The sequence below is a fragment of the Ruegeria sp. N7 genome (assembly GCF_056531345.1).
Genome location: NZ_JBQFLR010000041.1, coordinates 1 through 3462, shown reverse-complemented (window position 1 = coordinate 3462; position 3462 = coordinate 1). Strand labels below are relative to the sequence as shown.

3 protein-coding genes are annotated in these 3462 nt (G+C 57.5%); all 3 read left to right on the top strand.

Annotation, left to right across the window (positions count from 1 at the left end):
- Window positions 1-1037, top strand: a 1037-nt coding sequence (locus ACR0ES_RS20040) for a putative 2-aminoethylphosphonate ABC transporter substrate-binding protein (protein WP_480492770.1), incomplete at its 5' end; no start/stop codon positions are given.
- A gap of 132 nt (window positions 1038-1169) precedes the next feature.
- Window positions 1170-2285 carry a putative 2-aminoethylphosphonate ABC transporter ATP-binding protein gene (locus tag ACR0ES_RS20035; RefSeq protein ID WP_267365559.1) on the top strand — a complete coding sequence of 372 codons (1116 nt, stop codon included), beginning with the start codon at window positions 1170-1172 and terminating at the stop codon, window positions 2283-2285.
- On the top strand, window positions 2282-3462 hold a 1181-nt coding region (locus ACR0ES_RS20030; RefSeq protein WP_480871585.1), incomplete at its 3' end, for an ABC transporter permease subunit. The genes ACR0ES_RS20035 and ACR0ES_RS20030, both read left to right, overlap by 4 nt.

Genomic DNA, 3462 nt, shown 5'->3' with positions numbered 1-3462 from the left:
ACCAACAGAGGAAAACCATGAAACGGACGACATCATTTTATTCGGCATTGGCGGTCGGTTTACTGACTGCGACGGTTGCGGCATCGGAGACGGAACTGACAGTTTACACCGCCGTTGAGGCGGAGGATCTGGCGAGGTATGCAGAGACGTTCAACCAGAGTAACCCGGATATCAAGATCAACTGGGTTCGGGACTCGACGGGGATCATCACCGCGAAACTGCTGGCTGAACGGGACAACCCACAGGCGGATGTGGTCTGGGGGTTGGCTGCGACCTCTCTGCTGCTGTTGAAATCCGAAGGGATGCTGGAGCCTTATGCCCCGGTTGGCGTAGACAAGCTGGATGCGAAATTCGTCGATGGTGACAACCCGCCTGCCTGGGTTGGCATGGACGCCTGGGTTGCCTCGGTTTGCTACAACACGGTTGAGGCGGAAAAGGCCGGGCTGAAGCCGCCCACTTCGTGGAAGGACCTGACTGATCCGATGTACAAGGATCAGGTGATCATGCCGAACCCGAATTCGTCTGGCACGGGGTTCCTTGATGTGTCCAGCTGGCTTCAAATGTTTGGCGAAGAAGGTGGCTGGGAATACATGGATGCGCTGCACGAGAATATTGCGCGCTACACCCATTCCGGTTCGAAGCCTTGCAAACTGGCGGCGGCGGGCGAGATCCCGATTGGTATTTCTTTTGCGTTCCGTGGGGCGAAGTCCAAAGCTGATGGTGCACCGCTGGAAATCATTGTGCCTTCGGAAGGCGTCGGCTGGGACATGGAAGCAACCGCGATTGTGGCCGGTACCGCAAATCTGGAAGCCGCGCAGAAGCTGGTGGACTTCACCGTCACCAAAGAGGCCAACGAGATGTACAATACCGGCTATGCGGTCGTGGCGTATCCCGGCGTTGCAAAACCGGTTGAACACTTCCCAGAAGGTCTTCTGGATGCGATGATCAACAATGATTTCGAGTATGCCGCCAACAATCGCGCGGCAATCCTGAAGGAATGGCAGTCTCGCTATGACGGAAAGTCTGAAGCGAAATAATTCCATTGGCAGGAGGGGCTTTTGTGCCGCTCCTGCCCGCCACTCTCTTGTTCCCACCAACACAACCAACTCACCCGGCGCGCACCGGCCAGGATCGGTCGTGCCCGAGGTGCAGATGTGAGGACCTCTCCCGTGCTTCAGAAAACACCACCCGGTGAACTGTATCTCAGCATCCAGAATTTGTGGAAAGCGTTCGGCAGCTTTCTGGCACTCAAGGACATCTCTCTTGAAATCAAAGAAGGTGAATTCATTTGTTTCCTTGGCCCGTCCGGCTGCGGCAAGACCACCTTGTTGCGGGCGATTGCCGGGCTGGATCTGCAGACCAAGGGTACGGTTATGCAGGATGGCAAGGACGTCTCCAACCTGCCCCCGTCCGAGCGTGATTTCGGGATTGTGTTTCAGTCCTATGCGCTGTTCCCGAACCTGACGATCGAAAAGAACATCGCGTTTGGCCTTGAAAACACGGGCCGCAGCAAGTCGGATATCGCAGTTCGGGTGAGCGAGCTGTTGAACCTTGTTGGTCTGCCGGATCAGGGCAGGAAATACCCGGCACAATTGTCCGGTGGCCAGCAGCAGAGGATTGCGCTGGCCCGCGCCATTGCAACCAATCCCGGTTTGCTGCTGCTGGACGAACCCCTGTCGGCGCTGGACGCCAAGGTGCGCGTTCACCTGCGGCATGAGATCAAGGAATTGCAGCGCAAGCTGGGTGTGACCACCGTGATGGTGACGCACGATCAGGAAGAAGCGCTGGCCATGGCCGACCGCATCGTGGTGATGAACCACGGGGTGATTGAACAAGTCGGATCGCCCACGGAGATCTACCGCGAACCGGCCAACCTGTTCGTGGCCGACTTTATCGGTGAAATGAACCAGATCCGATCTCAGGTCACCAAAGGCGGGCGGTTGAGCGTCGGGGAAAAGACCTTTGCCTGCCTCAGCCACACGTTCAATGATGGCACTCCGGTCATCGCAGCCATTCGTCCCGAAGACATCATCCCTCATGAAGCTGGTTATCTTGACACGGGCGGCAATCGGAACTGCATCGAGGTCACGCTTGATGAAATGGAGTTTCTGGGCTCGTTCTGGCGCTGCCGCCTGAACAACGAGCGGTTCGGATCTTCTGAACTGATCGCGGATTTTTCGATCAACGCCGTGCGTCGTCTTGAGCTGGAAGAGGGGTGCAGCATGGTGATCGAGCTTCCCGAGAACCGCCTGATGGCGTTTGACCTTCCGGAGGCTGCGGCATGAGCACGATGTCGACCAATCACGACACATTGCCTGTCGGGCCGGATATCAGGCCCAGGCTCAGCCGCGATGACATCCTGATGCGCGGAAGCATGATGGTGATCGCGCTCTATCTGATCGTGACACTGGCGCTGCCGCTTTACACGATGCTTTCCAAGTCCTTCTCGACCTACCGGGTCGAGCTGTCCCAGTATGAGTTTCAGGTCAGTGATGAAGCGGGTGTGTTTGACGGAACGATCCTGACGGCTGACGAACTGAACAGGCAATTGGGGGTGTATTCCGACACCGATCTGACAACCGGCTCGGACGGGCGTTTGCCGGTGACCGGGTTTTTTCCGGATTTCAGCTTTCGCAGCCCGGTCATGTACCAGATGCGGAACACGACGGAGGCCGGGCGCTTTCTGGTCGGGTCGACTTTGAACGAAGGCACCGATTGGGTCGAGCTTGATTCCAACACGTTCCGCCGGGTGCAGATGCGGCCGGTTCAAGCGCGGGGTCTGGGCAACTTCATCAACTACTTCTCAACCCCGGCCCTGTTCAACTCGATCAAGAACTCCCTTTGGATTTCGGTTGTCAGCACAATCGTTACGGTGACGCTGGCGTTCTGGTTTGCCTATGCGCTGAACCGAAGCTGCATGCGGTTCAAGGGGGTCTTTCGCCTGATCGCGATGGCGCCGATTCTGGTTCCCTCGCTGCTGCCGGGCATCGCGCTGGTCTACCTGTTCGGCAATCAGGGGATGATCAAGGAGTTGCTGTTCGGAGCCAGTATCTACGGCCCCATAGGCATCGTGATCGGATCGGTCTTCTTTACCTTTCCACACGCGTTCCTGATCATATCGACCGCGCTCGCGATATCGGATGCGCGGTTGTACGAGGCCGCTGTCAGCTTGCGCTCAACCCCCTGGCGGACATTCTGGACCGTTACCATACCCGGCGCGCGCTATGGCCTGATTTCCGCAGCCTTTGTCGTGTTCAATCTGGTGATCACCGATTTTGGCCTGCCAAAGGTGATCGGCGGCCAGTTCAACGTGCTTGCCGTGGATATCTACAAACAGGTGATCGGCCAGCAGAACTTTGAGATGGGCGCCGTGGTCTCGGTGGTTCTGGTCATCCCCGCAATTCTGGCTTTTGCCATCGACCGGATGGTTCAGTCCAAGCAGGTGGCGCTGCTGTCTGCGCG